General features: G+C 27.5%; 15 protein-coding genes. 6 read left to right on the forward strand and 9 right to left on the reverse strand.

Annotated features, from left to right (window positions below):
- The first annotated feature begins 10 nt into the window (after positions 1-10).
- From ilvA to BUB01_RS01485, 3 genes are all read left to right on the forward strand, one after another.
- On the forward strand, positions 11-1,210 hold the full coding sequence (ilvA, locus tag BUB01_RS01475) for a threonine ammonia-lyase (RefSeq protein WP_072984560.1): 1,200 nt from the start codon (positions 11-13) through the stop codon (positions 1,208-1,210).
- Positions 1,211-1,640: 430 nt separating this feature from the next.
- Complete coding sequence (locus tag BUB01_RS01480; RefSeq protein ID WP_072984788.1) at positions 1,641-2,354, forward strand: lysophospholipid acyltransferase family protein; 714 nt, start codon at positions 1,641-1,643, stop codon at positions 2,352-2,354.
- A gap of 35 nt (positions 2,355-2,389) precedes the next feature.
- Positions 2,390-3,175 (forward strand): HAD-IIB family hydrolase, encoded by a 786-nt coding sequence (locus BUB01_RS01485; protein ID WP_072984562.1) that lies wholly within the window; start codon positions 2,390-2,392, stop codon positions 3,173-3,175.
- 28 nt (positions 3,176-3,203) lie between these two features.
- On the opposite strand, the gene BUB01_RS01490 is transcribed toward BUB01_RS01485, so the two are convergent.
- The 5 genes from BUB01_RS01490 to BUB01_RS01510 form a co-directional block, all read right to left on the reverse strand.
- Positions 3,204-3,698, reverse strand: a complete 495-nt coding sequence (locus tag BUB01_RS01490) for a hypothetical protein (protein ID WP_072984564.1) — start codon at positions 3,696-3,698, stop codon at positions 3,204-3,206.
- Positions 3,699-3,882: 184 nt separating this feature from the next.
- Entirely contained in the window at positions 3,883-6,447 is a 2,565-nt protein-coding gene (locus BUB01_RS01495; protein ID WP_072984566.1) for a hypothetical protein, read from the reverse strand.
- Between the two features lie 15 nt (positions 6,448-6,462).
- Entirely contained in the window at positions 6,463-8,565 is a 2,103-nt protein-coding gene (locus tag BUB01_RS01500) for an efflux RND transporter permease subunit (protein ID WP_242958351.1), read from the reverse strand.
- An 8-nt stretch (positions 8,566-8,573) separates the two neighbouring features.
- Complete coding sequence (locus BUB01_RS01505) at positions 8,574-9,200, reverse strand: TetR/AcrR family transcriptional regulator (RefSeq protein WP_084108159.1); 627 nt, start codon at positions 9,198-9,200, stop codon at positions 8,574-8,576.
- A gap of 216 nt (positions 9,201-9,416) precedes the next feature.
- Positions 9,417-10,763, reverse strand: a complete 1,347-nt coding sequence (locus tag BUB01_RS01510) for an MATE family efflux transporter (protein WP_072984570.1) — start codon at positions 10,761-10,763, stop codon at positions 9,417-9,419.
- A 617-nt stretch (positions 10,764-11,380) separates the two neighbouring features.
- Here BUB01_RS01510 and BUB01_RS01515 point away from each other — a divergent pair.
- Positions 11,381-12,205 (forward strand): RMD1 family protein, encoded by an 825-nt coding sequence (locus tag BUB01_RS01515; protein WP_072984572.1) that lies wholly within the window; start codon positions 11,381-11,383, stop codon positions 12,203-12,205.
- A gap of 177 nt (positions 12,206-12,382) precedes the next feature.
- Entirely contained in the window at positions 12,383-14,188 is a 1,806-nt protein-coding gene (locus BUB01_RS01520; RefSeq protein WP_072984574.1) for a glycerophosphodiester phosphodiesterase, read from the forward strand.
- 55 nt (positions 14,189-14,243) lie between these two features.
- On the opposite strand, the gene BUB01_RS01525 is transcribed toward BUB01_RS01520, so the two are convergent.
- On the reverse strand, positions 14,244-14,579 hold the full coding sequence (locus BUB01_RS01525; RefSeq protein ID WP_072984576.1) for a hypothetical protein: 336 nt from the start codon (positions 14,577-14,579) through the stop codon (positions 14,244-14,246).
- Positions 14,580-14,997: 418 nt separating this feature from the next.
- On the opposite strand from BUB01_RS01525, the gene BUB01_RS01530 reads away from it, so the two are divergent.
- Positions 14,998-15,342 carry a phenylpyruvate tautomerase MIF-related protein gene (locus tag BUB01_RS01530; protein WP_072984578.1) on the forward strand — a complete coding sequence of 115 codons (345 nt, stop codon included), beginning with the start codon at positions 14,998-15,000 and terminating at the stop codon, positions 15,340-15,342.
- A 158-nt stretch (positions 15,343-15,500) separates the two neighbouring features.
- Here BUB01_RS01530 and rihC read toward each other — a convergent pair whose 3' ends face one another.
- From rihC to BUB01_RS01545, 3 genes are all read right to left on the reverse strand, one after another.
- Positions 15,501-16,424, reverse strand: coding sequence for a ribonucleoside hydrolase RihC (gene rihC, locus BUB01_RS01535; protein WP_072984580.1), 924 nt, complete (start codon positions 16,422-16,424; stop codon positions 15,501-15,503).
- A gap of 79 nt (positions 16,425-16,503) precedes the next feature.
- Positions 16,504-17,067 carry a beta-class carbonic anhydrase gene (locus BUB01_RS01540; RefSeq protein ID WP_072984582.1) on the reverse strand — a complete coding sequence of 188 codons (564 nt, stop codon included), beginning with the start codon at positions 17,065-17,067 and terminating at the stop codon, positions 16,504-16,506.
- A gap of 73 nt (positions 17,068-17,140) precedes the next feature.
- Positions 17,141-19,873: a carbohydrate-binding protein gene (locus BUB01_RS01545; RefSeq protein ID WP_072984584.1), complete on the reverse strand. Its 2,733-nt coding sequence runs from the start codon at positions 19,871-19,873 to the stop codon at positions 17,141-17,143.
- Positions 19,874-20,065: the final 192 nt, after the last annotated feature.

Below are 20,065 nucleotides of genomic sequence, written 5' to 3' on the forward strand. Positions count from 1 at the left end.
GAGATTTTTTATGTATTTAAATCAATTTAAAAAAGCAAGAATTAACCTTAAAAATATTGTAGTAGAAACGCCTCTCATATTTAGTGAAATATTTTCTTCAGAATGCTGTAATAACGTTTATATGAAATGTGAAAATCTTCAGCTAACAGGTGCTTATAAAATACGTGGCGCTCTAAACAAAATTTCCACTTTAAGCGAAGAAGACAAAGCAAAAGGTGTCGTATGCTCATCCGCTGGTAATCATGCTCAAGGAGTTGCTTATGCATCAAAACTTTTTAATGTTAAATCTAAAATAGTAATGCCAAAAACTACACCTCTTATAAAAATTCAAAATACTAAAAATTTTGGTGGGAATGTTGTATTATTTGGGAATGTTTATGACGATGCTTACAATGAAGCTAGAAGAATAGAGCAAGAAGAACATTCAATATTCATTCATCCATTCAATGACTTGGAAGTTATATTTGGTCAAGGTACCATAGCATTAGAGATATTAGAACAACTTAATGACATTGATATAATTCTTTGCCCTATTGGTGGTGGAGGACTTATAAGTGGTATTTCCCTAGTTTGTAAAGCTTTAAAACCTAGCATTAAAATTATAGGAGTTCAAGCTTCTGGTGCTAACTCCATGGAACTTTCTTTTAAAAAGGGCTCTATTGTAAACTTACCTTCAGTAAACACTATAGCTGATGGTATCGCTGTAAAAAACCCTGGAACCCTTACATATGAATTTATAAAAAATAATGTAGACGATATAATAACTGTAGATGATAGTGATATTGTAGAAAGTTTCATACTACTACTTGAAAAACATAAACTTCTTGCTGAGGCTTCTGGTGTTGTTTCTTTAGCAGCTCTTAAAAAGCTTAACACTTACAATAAAAATATTGTTTCTATTATAAGTGGTGGAAATATAGATATGCTTACAATATCTTCTCTTATAAATAGTGGACTTGTATCTAGAGGAAGGCTTTTTTGCTTTGATGTAGAACTGCCTAATAAGCCTGGACAACTTGTAGAGATATCAGAATTACTATCCTCACTAAGAGCTAATATTGTACAGCTTGAACATAATCAATTCAAAGCTACAGATAGATTAAAAAATATTTTGCTTGAGGTTACTGTAGAAGCTAATGGTGAAAATCATATTCAAGTTATAAAAAAAGCTTTAATAAATGCTGGTTATACCATAAGAACTATATATTAGCTTTAATTATTTCAAAAATTAATGTATACTTAAGTGAGAATCCAAATCTTAGATTTGGTTATTCGAACTTACTCCTACGAATGTAAGTGAGTAGGAGTTTCCTTTGAGAATCCAAATCTTAAATTTGGCTATTCGAACTTGAGTAACTATCCAAATTTTAATTTGGCTAACACGAATTTACTCTATAAGAGTACTCCTACGAACGTAAGTGAGTAGGAGTTTCATTTTTAAAAGATTACTATTTGATTAATGCGAACTTACTTATGAAAACATAATAAATAGGAGTTTCTTTTGATAAAATAAGTTTAAATTTAACTACTTGAACTTACTTTGTGAAATTACTCCTATAAATATATTAGTAAGCGTTTTATATAAAAAAAATTATAGATGTAAACTTAGAACTTACACTATATTAAACGAGGTGTTATTAATGTTTAGAACCATAATTTGGTATACTCATTTTGGAACTAGCCTAATAGGTAAAATTCCACATATGTATAAGGTTAAAAAATTAAAAAACAAGCTTTCTGATTCTGAATTTAATACTTATATTCATAAAACTACATCTAAATGGGCCATGTCCCATGTAAAACTTAGTGGTGCAAGAGTTAAAGTTTTGGGTAAGGAAAATATTCCAAAAGATGAGCCTGTGGTTTTTATAAGTAACCATCAAGGTAATTTTGATATAGCTCTTTTAATGAGTTATATAGATAAACCTAAAGGTTACGTCGCTAAAGTTGAGATGCTAAAAGTTCCAGTCCTTAGATCTTGGATGGAGTATATGCATTGCATATTTCTTGATAGAAGCAATGTTCGTAAATCTTTAAAAACAATCCTTGAAGGAATTGAAATTTTAAAAGCCGGTCAATCATTAGTAATTTTCCCTGAAGGAACTAGAAGTAAATCTGACAAGATTGGTGAATTTAAAGCCGGTAGTTTCAAGCTTGCTACTAAAGCAAAGGTTCCTATTGTACCAATCACTATAAATGGATCCTATAAATTAATGGAAGGTAACAATAATAAAATTAAACCTGCTGATGTAGAAGTTTATGTACACCCTATGATAAAAACTTCTAATTTATCTAAAGAAGAAATAGATAAACTGCCTGATACAGTAAAAGAAATTATAAAAAGTAAATTATAAATTTAAATTAATATTTAAATACGGAGGATAAATTTTTGAAAATACTAGTTAGTGATTTAGACGGAACACTTTTTAGAGATAATATTATTTGTGATAATGATTTAAAGTCTTTAGCTACCCTAAAAGATAATGGGCATAAATTTATAGTAGCTACTGGTAGAACTTTAGAAGGTGTTAGAATACTTAGTGAAAAATTCAATTTTGAATATGATTACCTTGTTTTATGTAATGGCTCCATTGTTATGAATAGTTCACATGAAATAATATATAAAAAAAGCATAGATAATTCTATAGCACTTTCAATTATAAAAGATTATATAGATTGTGAAGACTTATACATCTATCTAGACACCGGTACTGAAAGCTATGTACCAGTGAATAAATACGATAAAAAATTAGTAGCTGAGTTTGCAGATAATATTAAAGTATTAAATAATGAAAAAATCTTTAGGCTTAATTGTGATTTTCAAATATTATGTTTTAATTCTATCTCCAACTCTATAGAAAGAGTTGAAGCCATAAAAACTGAAATTATTTCAAAGTACGGAGATCTTGTTGAAGTCTATAGAAACACTCATTTTTTAGATATAGTTCCTAAAAACTGTTCTAAAGGTGATGGGCTTAACCATATTTTAAATGAAATTGGTGTTAATACCACTAACGTCTATACAATAGGTGATTCTTTTAATGATTTACCTATGTTTGAAATAACTGACAATAGCTATACTTTTCACCATGTAGACGACTTAATAAAAGCTAATGCTAATAATCATGTCCACTATGTTCATGAATGTGTAGACCATATAATTAAATCTAGTTAAAAATGAGAAGGACAACCCTTCTCATTTTTTATTTAACCTTAACTATTTTATTTTCACCATTTTTCTCCACTACTAATTTAGCATTATCTTTAGTAAGTTTGTTATGTCCATCTACAACTATATTCTTTACATTATTTAATTTATAAAGATTTGTAGCAACAACCTTATCAGCCTTCTTAAAAACCATTAAAAATTCATCATCATTTAAACTTTCATTTTCCACATCGTGTAATAATATATAACCTAAATAAGTACTACATGTAGTCCACTCTTGATTTAACTTTTCATAGATAGACTTTGATGGATAATATGGTGTAAAAATATATACTTCATCAAACTCAAACTTAACTATTTTATTTATATCAATTTCACTATTCTTCTCTATACTCTCATCAAATGTTTTTTGTGAATCTTTAAAATCTTTGTTTTTAATTTTTATAGAATTGTATTTTGGCGTTCCTATAATTAAAAATATAAATAATATGCTAAAAAGCACAATTAATACTTTATATTTTTTTTTCATATTTATCCTCCAATTATTAGTATTTATTTATATTATAGCAATAATAAAAGAAATATAATACAATATTTTCCTTAACAATTATAAATCTCTCACTCTAATTTTTTACTACATCAAAAGTCTAGTTTAAATTAGTAGATGCAATAAATAAAAAACAGAGTTCCTAGATTTAGGAACTCCATTCTTACTATTTTGAAAATATACTCTTAATCCAGGCAATAAACCCCTTCTTTTCTTCTTTTACCTGAATTTTTTCCTCATTTTTAACTTCTTTGCCCTTTATTTCTTGAGTCTTATAGATAAATTTAACCTTACTCTCCATATTATCTGTAGCACCTGAAAAGGCAGAATAATCATTAGATATTTTAACCAGCTCATTAGCTGAATCTGCTACTCTTTTAATCTTATCTAATTTTTCTGTACCCTCTGAATCTAATTTATCTATTCCTTCAGTATTAAATTTACCAAGCCCATCAGAAAGCATATTTGCTCCATTCTTTAGCTCTTTTATACCGCTTAAAAGTGTAGGCATATTATTAAGCATATCATTAGCCTTTTTTATATTTTGTTCTCTTAATGCATCATTTGTGATATTTAATATTTCATCACTCTTTATTAAATCTTGTTTCATACTTAAAAGTTGTTTTATCATTTGTGGACTATTCATAATCTTATTAATATTCTCTTGTGTCATATTACTATTTATAGCTTTAACTATTGGCTCCAAAGAATCTATATCTTCTTTAATTACTTTTATCTTATTAAATAAAGTTGCACTTGTTGGATCTTTTAATGCCTGTGAAGCTGTCATTAAAAGATCTATATTATCTTGATTTTTCTTAATGTCTAAGGTTATCTTAGTTGAAAGTTTCTTAACTTTCATTAAATCCTCTTTATTTATACCATTCATAACCTTATTCATTGTACTTAAACATACTTTATTATCCTGTAAAAGCTTTTGTGAATACTTAAGCTCTCCTAACATTCCCTGGATTTTTTTAATATTCTCTTGAGCCAACATAGTTTTTAAGGTAGCTATAATAGCTTTACTTTGTTCTGAATTCAAGTCAGCATTTACACTATTTAATTTTGTAGAAGCTTCTTTCATAAATGCTTCTGTTTGAGGTAATGATTTAGCCATCTCACCTATAAAAGCTTTACTTCCCTGAACATAGCCTATAAGTCCTTGTTTTTGAGCTTCTTGTAAGTTAGATGCGTTTATCACAGAAACTACTTGATCTGCTGCTATTTTATTTTTATCTAATTCTACAGCTGCATTTGATGCCTTGTTTACATTTGAAATCATCGCATTAAGCTTATTATTCAAATCTGCTAAATCCTTTGAATAAACTGCTACTGAATCTAATTTTGCATTTATTGCATCTGCATTTTTTAATATTAAATCTACTTTATCTAAAGAAGATAAATCTGCATTACTAATATTTTCTGTTAAATTCATTACCTGCTTTAATCCATCTAAATTATTTATAAATAAATCTAATAATCCATAAATAGTATTTAATTTTTCATCTGTTATACTTCCATCTATTAATGCCTTATCCTCTAACAAAGAGTTCAGTGCATCTAAATTTTTCTGTATATTTTGATTCGAAGTAACATTCTGAAGTTTTTGTATTAATGCCCCATTCATTAGATTCTCATAATTTATATCATTTATATCTTTATAAAGTTTATTACTAATTGCTATATTTTGATTTGTCATTAAAGATGAGGTCTGTTCCAACAATGAAGTATCCATCTTTTCCATTACTAATGCATCATCTATTAGCTTTCTTGAAAGATTAACCTTATCTGAATTTTTAATAAGGTCTAACTTTGATTTATTATCTTTACTGTCTAATTTCTTCAATATATCTTGAAGTTTTGAATCTGCCAGATTGACAGAATCACTTAATTTTTTCCCACCATCAGCTAATTTAGTTGATGAATCCTTAAGATCTCCCAAAGCTTTTTTTAAATCATCTAACTTTTGTATATTAGAAAGCTCTTTAACCTCACCTATCTTAGGTGTAGCTGTTATCATTATTGACCCTAATTTAAAATTATTTGCTTCTCCTGTTATTTCTATTTTATCTTTAAAATCCACACCTAGATTTAAATCTACCTCATCCAATCCTAAACTTTGTCTGATCCCTGGAATGGTTGCAAATGTAATTATATTATTATTTCCATCTGATAATACTGAGCCTCCATCTGTTTTTATATTCTTAAAGTTTTTATCAGGTAAATTTACTACGGCTGCAGTGGCTATTGGAGTATATAAAGTTCTTTCAACTCCTCCCACATTTACTTTATGAGCATCATTATTTGTGAATTCAATTGTTATTTTAAATTTACCATTCTTACCTGATATATCTTGAGGTGCTGTTTCTTTATCATCTAAATAATATTTTACATCTATACTTAGAGGTAATTCTTTATCAGTATTTCCTTGGTAATAAACATCATTATCTTTTACATTCCAAGTAAGAGTATCACCATCTATATTAGGCTTTTCCTCGCCTTTCACATTCTTAATATCTTTAAGATTTGATTTATCTATTATTGTTCCACTAGTTTCTGAATGAATCCAATCCGAAACTATCTTTTTATCTATTTTCCCATTTGAATCCATTGTTACATAAACTGCTTCATCCTTGGTTAGCTCTTTTCCATAGGCTACCTGTGGAACTACCATAGTAGCTAATAGAGTTAAGGCAATTACTTTTTTTGACATAGCTTTTCTTCTCATTTTACCATCCTCCATTTAAGCAGATATATTAACTGGTTCTGTTTTTGATTTTTTTCCCCAGCCCTTGGTTGTTTTTGTAATTATTCCATCACAGATAATCAATAATGCTGGTATTATGAATATAATTACTAACATTGAAATAACAGCTCCTCTTGCAATAAGGAAACAAAGACTTGTAAGAAGTTCCATCTTTGATATAACTGAAATAGCAACTGTAGCTGCTGCTAAACTTAAAGCAGATGTAGTTATTGCTTTTGCTGAACCTCTTATAGATATATTCATAGCTTCTATCTTATTAAGTCCATTAGCTGTCTGCTCTTTATATCTGGAAGTCAATAGTATTGCATAGTCTACTGTCGCTCCAAGTTGTATGGTACCTAACACTATATCAGCTACAAATGGTATTTTTGTTCCTGTTAAATATGGAATTCCTAAATTAATAAATATAGCAAGTTCAATACCAACGACTAAAATAGCTGGAATTGATGGTGATTTAAATAGTAATACAAGTACCACAAAAATTACTGCAATTGATACTAAGGCAACATTTTTAATATCTTTATCCGCAACATCTATTAAATCTTTAGTAAGTGATCCCTCGCCTGCTATCATAGCACTTTCATCATAGCCTTTTATTATTTTATTTATTTCCCCTATTTGAGCATTTTCTTCATCTTTTGCAGCCTTATATTTTGAATTTACAAGTATTAAGTTATAACCACCTTGTTTAAATACTTCTTTAACATCACTAGGCACGAATTCATCTGGTATTCCTGCACCTAAGAATTTCTCATACCCTATAACATCGTTAACACCATCTACTTTTTCTATCTTATCTATAATTTCTGTTTGTTTATATGCTGGTAGCTTATCACTTATTATTACAAAATGTGTTGTCATCATGTTAAAAGTGTCCTTTAACTTATTTGTTGCTATAACCGATTCCATATCCTTTGGTAATGATTCATCTAAGTTATAATATACTTCTGTATTCTTATATAGGTAAATTGATGGTATGAAAGCTAATACGAATAGAATTGTAATTATTTTATAATGTTTTGTTACAAAATCTGCTGTTTTATTGAAACTTGGTAGAAATGTCCTGTGTTTATACTTATGAATAGCTTTATCAAAAACTAATATCATAGCTGGTAGAATTGTTATAGAACATATGACACCTATTATTACACCTTTTGCCATAACTATTCCTATATCTTTTCCAAGTGATAATTGCATAGAACATAATGCTATAAATCCCATTGATGTAGCAAAAGCACTACCTCCTATTGCTACAAATGCATTAGAGATTGCATTTGCCATGGCTTCATGCCTACTATCTGTCTTTTCTCTTTCTTCATCATATCTATGAAGTAAAAATATTGAAAAATCCATTGTTACTCCCATTTGCAGAGCTGCCGCTAATGCCTTAGTGACATAAGAGATTTCTCCTAGGAATATATTAGTACCCATATTATACAAAATTGCAATTCCTATTGATAATAGGAACAAGATAGGAACAAGAAACGAATCTACTGATAATAGTAAGATTACTGTTGAAAATATTACTGCAAAAATTATATAATATGGTGTTTCATGATCTATTAAATCCTTTGTATCTTTGACAATAGCAGACATACCACTTAAAAAGCATTGTTTATTCAAAAGAGATTTTATGCTTGCTATTGCACTTTGAGTTTTTTCTGAGGAAGCTCCTTCTTTAAACTTAACTACAACTAAAGTTGATTTCCCATTGTAAATTTTGTCCTTTATATTGTCAGGTAATATTTCTTTTGGCACACTATTATCTAAGACATCACTGATCCAAAGAGCATTATCAACGCCATCTACGGTTTTTATTTTATCTTTTAAACTTGAAACATCCTTTGGCTCCATATTATCTACAACTAACATAGATGTTGCTGCATCTGAGTATACATCTTCTAATACTTTTTGTCCCCTCATACTATCCAGCTCCTGAGGTAGATACGTAAGTATATCGTAATTTATTCTTGTACAAGCCATACCAATTACTGCTGGTATAATCAGTACCGCTGCTATTATTAAAACCATAACTCTTTTTTCAGCGATAAATCTGCCAAACTTTTTCAAATTAAACATCTCCTTTATTAGCATCGTAGCATGTTTATTATTTTTTCACAGAGATGTGGCTTAACTTCATCTATTTCGTATGGTTCTCCGAGTATTATTGAGCTATAACATACAGTTCCTACAAGTTCAATAATCATAAATAATGTTATTTCAGCCTCCTTTAAGCCCATGCCCCTTTCTTTCATATTCTTTATAAATATCTCTATAAGCTGTTGCATTTCCTTATGTTCTTCCGGCTTCATTATTTCCCTTCTGTATATTCCCCATGAGAAATTTTTATTTATAAGTTTTAAAAGGAGCTTACTGTCCTTAAATAGTTCAATAATATAATTAACATAAAATAGTACCATTTCTTCAAAATCAACTATATTCTTTCTAGCTGTTTCCTCCATGGCTTCTTTAACAATTTTTGAACTATGTCTTAATATAAGCCTATTTAATATGTCATGCTTATCTTTGAAATATAAATAAAAAGTTCCCTTTGCTACACCAGCCTTTCTAACTATATCATCAATTGCAGTAGCCTTTATTCCTTTTGTTGTAAAAAGTTCGAAAGCTGCGTTGCATAAATCATTCTCTTTTAAGTTTTTCTTTATCTCTACTTTTGTATTTCTTTTTGACTCCACGCTCTCCCTCCTTAAAATTATTTAACAATTAAACACTATAATTCCATTATATACCTAAATGACTATCAGTCAACTTTGTATTCTTTGAATTTTCTGAATATTTTTTAATTTATCTTATCATTTGAAAACTTATATATAAATCGCTCCATTTTTCTTTATTTTACTTTTAATTTAATAAAAAAGAAGAATCTAACTCTTCATTTTATTGCTGAGCTAGATTCCTCAATAAATTTATTAATTATTTACAACATTTTTAATCCATTTATTAGATTTAAGCCTATAAAAGCACATCACAAATTTAGTAAGCTCTTCTAAACCAATAAGTAAAAGTACAAAATACACAGGTAATTTTAATACTACGGCCCCTATAAAAGCCATTGGGACACCTATAAGCCACATAGTTGTTACCTCTATATACATAGCACGCTTAACATCTCCACCACCTCTTAATATTCCTACTACAGTTACAATATTAAATACCTTAAATGGTGCTATCACTGATATTACTCTTAAAAGATTTATAGAATCTATAACAACTTCATCTGAAACTTTAAATAACTTCATAACTAAAGGCGCAGATGCAGTCATAAAAATACCAAGTAATATCCCCACTAATATACCTATATTAGCCAATTTTTTTGCATAAGCTCTTCCTTTTTCAAAATCTCCAGCGCCTACTACATTACCTACTAGGACTAAAGAACCATTAGCAACGCCAAAAGCAATTACCATAAATAAACTATTTATAGTGTTACATATTTGTATAGACGCCTGAGCTTCTGTTCCTATAAAACCATAAGCTATAGAGTAAAATACAGTTCCTAGAGCCCAACAGGCTTCATTTATTATTACTGGAAATACATCTTTCAATATTTTAAAATAGAAAACTTTATCGAAATTAAAAAATGATTTGATTTTACCATAAATTATACTTTTCCTATTAAAAGCCACATATAGCATAACTAAAAATTCAATAGTTCTAGCAATTAACGTGGCTGTTGCAGATCCTTCTACTCCAAGCCTTGGAAACCCAAACTTTCCAAATACTAAAATATAATTAAGTATTATATTTATAGCTACTGCTACAAAACTTACAGCCATCGGTATAAATGTTTTCTCCATACATCTTAATGTAGCAGAAAGTATAACACTTATGCCTGTAAAAATATAACTCAAACTCACTATTCTTAAGAAAGCTACTGAAAGTGGAATTACTTCGTTATCTCTTGAAAAAATCATTACAATGGCTTTAGGAAATACCATTGCTATAATAGTAAATATTAGTCCTATTATTGTTATTGTTATTATTCCAAAACCTATTATCCTTCTAATATTTTCCTTATCCCTTTTCCCCCAATACTGAGATAAATACATACTACAACCGCCACTTATCCCAAAAAATATAAGACTTAATAAAAAGAATAATTGATTTCCTATTCCTACTGCTGCTACAGCCTTGTCTCCTAAATTACCAACCATTATTGTGTCAAACATATTAAGAGACGATACTACTAAGCTCTGAAGAGCTATAGGTATAGCAATCTTTATAAGTTTTCTATAAAATTTCTTATCCTTAAACACTTAAAACTTCCCCCTATTCATTTGTAAAAATCATTTTATCCAACAAATAATCATGTTAATACTGTCTTCTTTTTAAAACTTAGAATAAAAAATGACTAAAAACTTTTATAAGATAAAGTAACTCTAAATAAAACTTCATCTTAAAACAAGACTCATTTTATAAGTATATCATAATACATAAAAAGAACTCTACTATAATTATTTTTATAGCATCGTTTCCATATCTAGTTATAATTTTCCTAACAATTTATAAAAAATTTGCACTTAAGGCTTTTGAACTTAAAGTGGATGATTATATACTTAAAACTTATAATGCAATTAGAATTTTAGAAGCTATAGATATATTATAAATAAAAATTTTAATAATAAAAATAATAAAGATGATAAAGAAATATTAAAATTCTTAAAGAGCTATCTTGTTAACTTGAATATAATTAAAGAATTATTTTTTTGATTTAATGGTACTTATAATCTTGTTATTATGGACAATAAAAATACAGAAATACCAGTTAGAGGCTCTAGTGGAAGAGATATCGAAACACTTTTATGCTTTTAATATCTAACATAAAATTATGATATAATATTTATATACTTAAGAAAAAGTGAGGAGATTTAAAATGGGTAAATTTAAATTTAAAGCATTATCTGTTTGTGGTGAATTTAATATTAGTAATATTGCTAAATATTATAACATAAACAAAAAAATTAAATGGGAAGAACCATTAATAATAAATAAAAGTAAAGAACAAGCTATATATCTTTATTATTTTGGTTCTGCTGTTTTTGTAAATCATAATGATGATGAAATAAAGGAATTCTTAGAAACTATTCGCTCTATAGAAGGTAGTTTAAAAAAGGTTAACAAAGAAATTAATTATAACTGTGTTGAAGAATATAGACTGGTAACCCATGAGGAAGAAGAAATGGATTTAACATACGATGATTTATTTATAAAAGATATTGAAGGTTACCATTTAGATATAACAGCCTTAGTTCTAGCTAAATCTGTTGCTCTTGAGACTATAGAAAAAAGAATTGATGTAATCTTTGATGAAGTTGAAAAAGTTACTGAACTTCTTAAAAAAGGCAAGATAAATATAAAAGAGACAGAAGCTGCTACTATTATAGGTCATATATTATCGTTAAAAAATAATACTATATCTTATATAATGCTACTTGATAAGCCTGATGTAGCTTGGAAAAATGAAGATGCTAAAATACTTTTTGATGATTTGGCTGATCTTTTTGAACTTAATGATAGATATGAAAGCCTTAATGCCAAATTTGATGCATTATTAAATACTACAGAGGTTTTTTCAAACTTAAGTCACTCTAAAAAAGCAACTGAACTTGAATTAATTGTTATCTTATTAATATTTATAGAAGTTTTATTTGCTTTTAAAGACCCTTTAATAAATTTAATAAATTTGTTTACTAAATAGAATTAAAAATTATCTTAAAACTAAAATTATAATGCCCCCCATATACTTTTATTGAAAAGCTATATGGGGGGCTAATCATTTATATATATTAATTTAAGTATACTCTAAAATTATAAGTGGAATATTAAGAAAGTAATAAAATAAAAAATATTATTAATTTAAATGTAGGAGCTTATTATGAAAACTAATATTTCTATTTCTCAAATTGTCAAAGATGGTTTTAAAGATTTCAAGAAAATAATTCTCCAATTTTTTATATTCGAAGCCTCATATAAAACTATAACCAGCTTTATATTAATTCCATTTATATTATCATTATCTCATATACTATTTAAGTTTTTTAGGGTACGTCCTCTTACCAATGCTGAGATATTCAATTTTATACTAAGCTTAAAAGGGCTAACTATATTTACAACTTTAACATTACTCGCTCTTATAGTTATATTTATCGAAATAGGAGTTATTATAGCTATGTCTGAGCAAATTTATTATAGTTATAAACCTTCTATCTTAACTTCTCTTAGAATAACTTTCAATAGAATACCTAAAATAATTGGCATAGGTACAATTCCTATGATTATATTCATGCTTTTTCTAATTCCCTTCGAAGGACTTTTTATTAGCTCTAGCATATTTACAATTATAAAAATACCTAGATTTATATCTAATGAAATACAACACTCTTATTTATATGAAAGTATATTTATATTGCTTGCCTTTTTAGTTTTTATTATTTTTATAAGATACATATTTGTATTTCACTCAATAATAATAGAAAATTTAAATGTAAGTAAAGCTCTAAAAAAAAGCTTAAAATTAACAAAGAAAGTAAGTTTCAAACTAATTATAAGTGTATTTATTTGGAATATGATAGTCCTCCTTATTTCTATTTTAGTTACAATACTTTTATCAACTATTATATTTGTAATAACTTTATTATTTAAGCTTACATTAAGCAAAGATTCATTTTTTATTATATTTATAACATTTATTATTATACTATTATTTGTTTATTCTTTATTAGTAACACCCTTTAGTATTAATATAATTACAAAGATATATTATGCCCAAAGAAAAATCCTAGGTGATAATATAAATGAAGATTTTAATAATAAGAATTCAAATAAAAAATTACTCTTAAGTGAAAAAAAGATTTACTCTTATCTAATTAAATACAAAAAATTATCTATATTTTTATTTATAATTAGTATTATTGCAAGTATATTTTTTAATTTCAAAACAACAGGAGCATTAATAACTTCAACTCCTCATATAAAAATTATTTCACACAGAGCAAACTGTGAAAATGAACCTGAAAATTCTATAAGTGCCCTAAAAAATTCTATTAAACATAAGACTGACTTTGCTGAAATAGATGTCCAAGAAAGCTCTGATGGGGCTATCGTTTTGATGCACGACGCTAATTTAAAAAGAATTGCTGGTTTAGATACTAGCATAGGTGATCTAAGTTTAAGGGAAATTCAGAATATAGATATAAGCAAAAATTATAATAAGAAATTTAATGGTGAAAAAATTCCTACCTTAGATGAAGTCATTAAACTTTCTAAAGGTAAAATTAGACTTATTATAGAACTTAAACCCTATAAAAACAGCGAAACTCTAGCAAAAAAAGTAGTAGATTTGATAGAAGCAAATAATGCAGTAAATACATGTTTTATACAATCCTTAGATTATACTAGCTTACTTAAAGTTAAAGAACTCAATCCTTATATAAGTACAGGTTATATACTCTACATGGCCACTGGTGATATAACAGAGCTTAATGTTGATTTTTATACTATAGAACAAACAATAGTTTCAGAAGAACTTTTAAACAGCATTCATGCTAAACATAAAGAAGTTTTTGTATGGACAATAGATACTGAAGAAGATATGTCAGAAATTCTAGACTATAATGTAGATGGAATAATTACAGATAATCCAACCTTATTAAAAAAAACTATTAAAGATTTTAAAAATTAAAATAAAAAAGGTTTAAGAGATAGTTTTTTATCTTTTAAACCTTTTTTTATTACTCTTATAGCTTCTTAAAACTAAAAGTTTTATGTTTATTTTCAATTATTAGAGTACTACCATAAACTTTGCCTTTGGATAAATCTTTAAACAACTCCTCATTATCTTTATCATTGAACTCAAGCTCAAAATTATTATCATAAATAGAATATTTACCATTAATGACTTCACTACTTCTATTAGATTGCCTAACAAGTTCGAATGAATCATCACTTTTTAACTTTATAGAAATATTGGTACTACCTTCACAACAATATGTACCTGTATAAGTATTATAATCACTTTTTCCTATTAATATTACAGCTAAAAATAAAGCTGAAAATAAAAGTATCTTTTTCATAATATCCCCCCTTTAAATAGGTAAATAAATTTATATAAACTCTCATACTTCTTAAAAATCTCTAAGTTCACGGAATATATGAGTAAGCTTATATAAAAATAATTGCAAAAAATATGAATCATTTTATAAATTAACCATTTAAACTCTACTAGTAGGGATAACATCTTATAAAATTATTATAATAAACCTTTTACATTTAATAAAATTGCTTAAATTACATTATTAAACATTATTTACACCATTAGTCACTCTTTGTTATAAATCAACATTCTCTTTCTTAAGATTTTTATATTTTTCTTGAAATTGCTAAACAATATAAATTATAAGTATATATTTAGCCTTTACTAAACTATAATTATATTATATGAAAGTTAAATTATACTCAAAGTAAATTATATTAATAAATGGAGGTATTAGCATGCCATATATAGGTTCAAGATTAACTATAAAACTTTCTGATGAAAAAAAAGCTCTTCTAGTAAAAGAGCTAGGTAAAATATGCACCTCATGTCTTGGAAAAAGCGAAAGCTACTTAATGTTAGGATTTGAAGATGATTTCTGCTTATACTTTAAAGGAGAAAAACTTGCTTTTGGTGCCTTTGTGGAGGTTAAAATTTTTGGAAAAGCCAATCCTACTGCTTTTGAAAATACTACTAAAAATATATGTGCCTTATTCGAAAAAGAACTATCTATCCCTCAAGATAATATATATGTAAAATATGAAGAGGTAGATAATTGGGGGTATAACGGCTTTAATTTTTAAAAACTCAAATAAAAAAGTTGTTATATATAATTTTCTTAATCTGTTATATAATATTTAAAACCCTGAAAATTGTATACTTACAATTTGAATTTCAGTAAATTAGAAAAATGTAAAATATATAATAAAATGGATATTAGATTGAACTAATATCCATTTTATTATATATTCATATTTTCAAATAAATCTATTAACCACTTTCTAAACATTAAAACATCTACATCTAAACAAACTGTGGCATTAGGTTCTTTCCCATAAACATTATCTAAGTCTACAACAGTAAAACCTGAAGTATACTCCCCCTTTGTTTCAACATCAACAAATGCTCTAGTTGTCTTAAATATTTCAGGCTTATTGAGATATGCTATAGTAGATAAATCATGCATATGAATGCCACCTTCTTCTAAACTAGCACCTCTATAATGACTAAACATAGAGTAAAACATTTCACCTATTTTATTACTAACTCTTAGCTTTTCAACAGTCTCTACATCTAATAATGCTTTGCTAGTAACATTAAGACCTAACATGACTAAATCAACCTTTGAGTTAAAAACTATTTTCGCAGCTTCTGGATCAGTTGCTATATTAAATTCAGCAGCAGGACTATAATTACCCCTCTCTGTACTTCCACCCATAAATACTATTCTTTCTATATTATTTTTTACTTCTGGATAAGTTTCTAAAAGTAAAGCTATATTAGTAAGTGGTCCTATAGTCACTAAGGTTATTTTTTCCTTTGAAGTTAATATAACATCTTTCATAGCTTCAATAGAATGTTTATCTAATATCTTTCTTGTAGGTTCCTTAAAGGTATATCCACCCATGCCATTTTCACCATGTATATTACTTGCAGTTTCAATAGCCTTAATCAAGGGTTTACCAGACCCTTTTGCCACAGGTATCTCTTTACCATAAAACTCTACTAGTTTCAATGCATTTTGAGTTACATTTTCAATTCCGACATTTCCACTAACAGTAGATATAAGTTTAACTTCTAAAGCCTCAGAAAAACATGCTGCAGCTAATGCTATAGCATCATCAATGCCTGGATCAGTGTCTATTATTATACTTATTTTTCTCATGTTTACCTCCTATTTAAGTATTCGTTTACACATATATGATACTACATTAAATAAAAATAGGCTACTTATGAAAAGTAACCTATTTATCATATCCATTAATTATAACCTCTAACTCCCCTGTTTCTGGATCTATTATTAATCCATGGACTAATACATCACCTGGCATAAGCGGATGATTTCTTATTATTCCGACACTTTTCTTAACAGAATCATGTACACAATCAAACCCATGTAACCAAGCTTTTAAATCAAGTCCTGCATATTCTAGAGTATTTAAAGTCCTACCCTTTATACCTCTTGTTTTCATTTTTTCTATAGTCTTAACCGGATTTATACCACTCATGCCACACCCATGATGTCCTATTACTAAAACTTCTGTAGCTTCTAATTCATATATGGCAACTAATATACTTCTCATTATACTTCCAAATGGATGAGCCACTACTGCACCTGCATTCTTTATAATCTTAACATCACCATTTTTTATGTTAAGTGCTCTTGGTAATAGTTCTGTAAGTCTTGTATCCATACAAGATAATATCACCATTTTCTTACTTGGATATTTAGATGCTCTATATTTCTCATATTCTTTATTTTCGACAAAAGATTTATTATACTCTAATATTTGCTCTAAATTATTCATAAAAATCTCCTTAAAAAATAGTTTATAATATCCCTATTATAAACTATTTTTTAAATTTACATAAGATTTTTTATTATTTATCATCTTTTATTTTTGTCCACATAGTACTAGATCTTTCTGGATTCCAATTCCACTGTGACAAGTTTCCAATATTACACTTATATACTTGGCCATTATAACTTACTCTATCTCCTATTTTATAATTAATGTTAAACTTCCAATTATTATATTCTTTCGTTGAATTATAATCATTTTTCATCTCACTCCATAAAGTATTAGATTCATTAGGCTTCCAGCTTTCTAAAGAATTATGCTCCATTATACATACATAATACTTATCATTAAACTTCACCTTATCTTGAACTTTATAATTAACTCCTATATTCCAATTTGGTATATTCTTTATTTCTCCTAATGATACTTTATACTTATCTATTTCATTTTTTAATACTGTATATTGATTTTTTAATATATCCACATTTGTATTTTTATCTTTTAAAATATTTACTGTTATTTCTATTTGATTTTTTAACGATTTTTCTATTTCATCATACCCTTGTTCCTTTGAGATTGTTTCTTTTGCTTTCTCTAATAATTGATTTATATTAGACACATTTTCAATAATATCATTATAACTTTTTACAACTCCATTATATTTATTTAAAAATTCATTTATTTGCTCTTTACTTGTATCAATACTTGAATAAATCTTTACACCTTCATTGGCTAGAGTTTGTAATTGATTTGAATATTTCTTTATCATCTCTAAATTAGAACTATCAATCTTTAATAAAATCTCTTCTATTTCTGGCTTTTTAGAAACTAATGTATTTACTTCATTTAAATTAGTCCTAGCTATATATTCTTTATAAAGTTTTCTAGCTTCACTAGCATTTAGCCCCTTACTATATAACCTAGCAAGTGCTATATTACCATCTAAAACTGTTCCGCCTCCGTTAGGATTTGGGTCTGCTCCTATTGCAAAATGCATATTAGGGTTATAAATATCACCTGTTTGAGCCATAGATTTAACCTTGTTTCCATTAAGATAAATTGCTATTTCATTCCCATCATAAGTAGCTAATAAATGATAATATCTATCCTTCTCTAGTTTTACCCCTAATCTCTTATAAGAACCATTAATATGCGCCCATATTTCTACCGTTCCATCATTTGTAGACTCAAAACCAATTCCTCCACCTTCACAATTTTCAATTATTGCTTGATTACCTATTTTATTCATTTTAAAAACTGTTTCTAAACTAAAACTTTTAGAAATCTTTCCTCTTTGTTCAGACGAAAATGGTACTTTTATAAAGTTATTATCCTCTCCATTAAACTTAGCAACTTCCATTTTCAAATTTGGCTCATATTCTATTTTGACATTGCCTATAACCTCTCCAGTAAGTTTCGAACTTGATTTATCTACAATTTTAGAATTTACAAAGCTAAAATCATAAACATCAGCAGTTGGTTTTTTAATATTTTCATCTATTTCTCCCTCTTTTTTAGTTTTTATAGTTGCTACTATTGGTTTTTCACTTTCTAGCCCAAAAGATTCTATAGCATATACCCTTATCTCATAATTCGTATTTGAATTTAATCCACTTACTGCTACACTAAGTTCTGTTGGCATTTTAGAGCCAAAATAAAAACCTGAAAAAATTGAAAATACATTGTCAACTACATTTTTATCCTTATTAAAACATTCTATTTTATACGAATGTACTAAATCATCATGAATTGCTTGCTTGAACTTAACCTTTGCTGAATTTTCAAGAACTGAATCAACTTCTAGTTTAGTGTCTTTATTGAAATATGGTCTTTTTCTGTAATTTTTACGTTCATCTGTATATATATATAAATTCTTATCACTAGGATTTTCGATAATCCACGGTTTCTTGATATCTTCATTATTTGTAAAATCTATCCTATCCACTTCTACCCTATTATTATGAACTTTTACTAACATTCCTTCACTAACTTTATCTGCTCCTTCTGGAATACTTCCTCCAAGCTTACCACTTTCAAGTTCCATATAACTTAATGAAGAAGTTCCTACAGATGTAAAGTCTCTTTGATGTATAGATCTTTCATCATTTAATGCATAATGTGAATGTCCTGAAAAAGTTACTACTTGCGGATAATCCTTTAATACACTATATAAAGCTTTATTTCCCCAATCATCACTACCATATACAGTACCTTTTATGTGTTGATGTACTGTAACAAATATAGGTTTTTTATTATTATCTTTCTTTGCTTTTTCAAGTTCTCCTCTTAACCATTTTAAGAGATTATCTTGAAATACACCTTCTGTTGCTCCTGCCTCTGTAGATACTTGAATAAAGTGATAACCCTTTATTACTTTGTGAGTTTGAAGTTCTACTCCAAGCTTACTTTTAAAAAGATTTTGTGCATCTTTTGGCAAAAGACCATTCCAATAATCATGATTTCCCATAACAAAAAGCTTCTGTGCACTTTTATTTCCATAATTATTATATATATTCATAAATCTGTCATATTGAGCTTCGCTTCCACTGTTTGTTAAATCTCCAGCTATTATACTAGCATCTAAGCCACTTGTTCTTGAATTTATTATTGATAATGCATTTTGAAACTTAGTATCTTCGCTAGAAGGTCCATTACTAATATGAACATCACTCATTACTGAAAAAACTAAGTCCTCCTTTTCCCCTATTTCCGTTGCTTCCACAAAAACTCCACTTGGAATAACCGTCATAATTAGCGCTAAACCCGTTAGTTTTGCTATAAGTCCACTTGAGATATTAAACCATTTCTTCATTATATTACCCCCTTTTTTCGTTAATTAAAGCTTACTATAAATTAGTTAAAAGGAAGTTTATATAGTGTTAACAATTATTACCTATTGTAAAATAATCATTAACTCATCCTTAAATATAATTCTTACTATATACTTTTTTAATAACTTTATATTCATTATCATATACAAAAAAACAAGGCTTATCCGAAGCCA

Source organism: Clostridium cavendishii DSM 21758, from assembly GCF_900141845.1.
Lineage (GTDB): Bacteria > Bacillota > Clostridia > Clostridiales > Clostridiaceae > Clostridium_AG > Clostridium_AG cavendishii.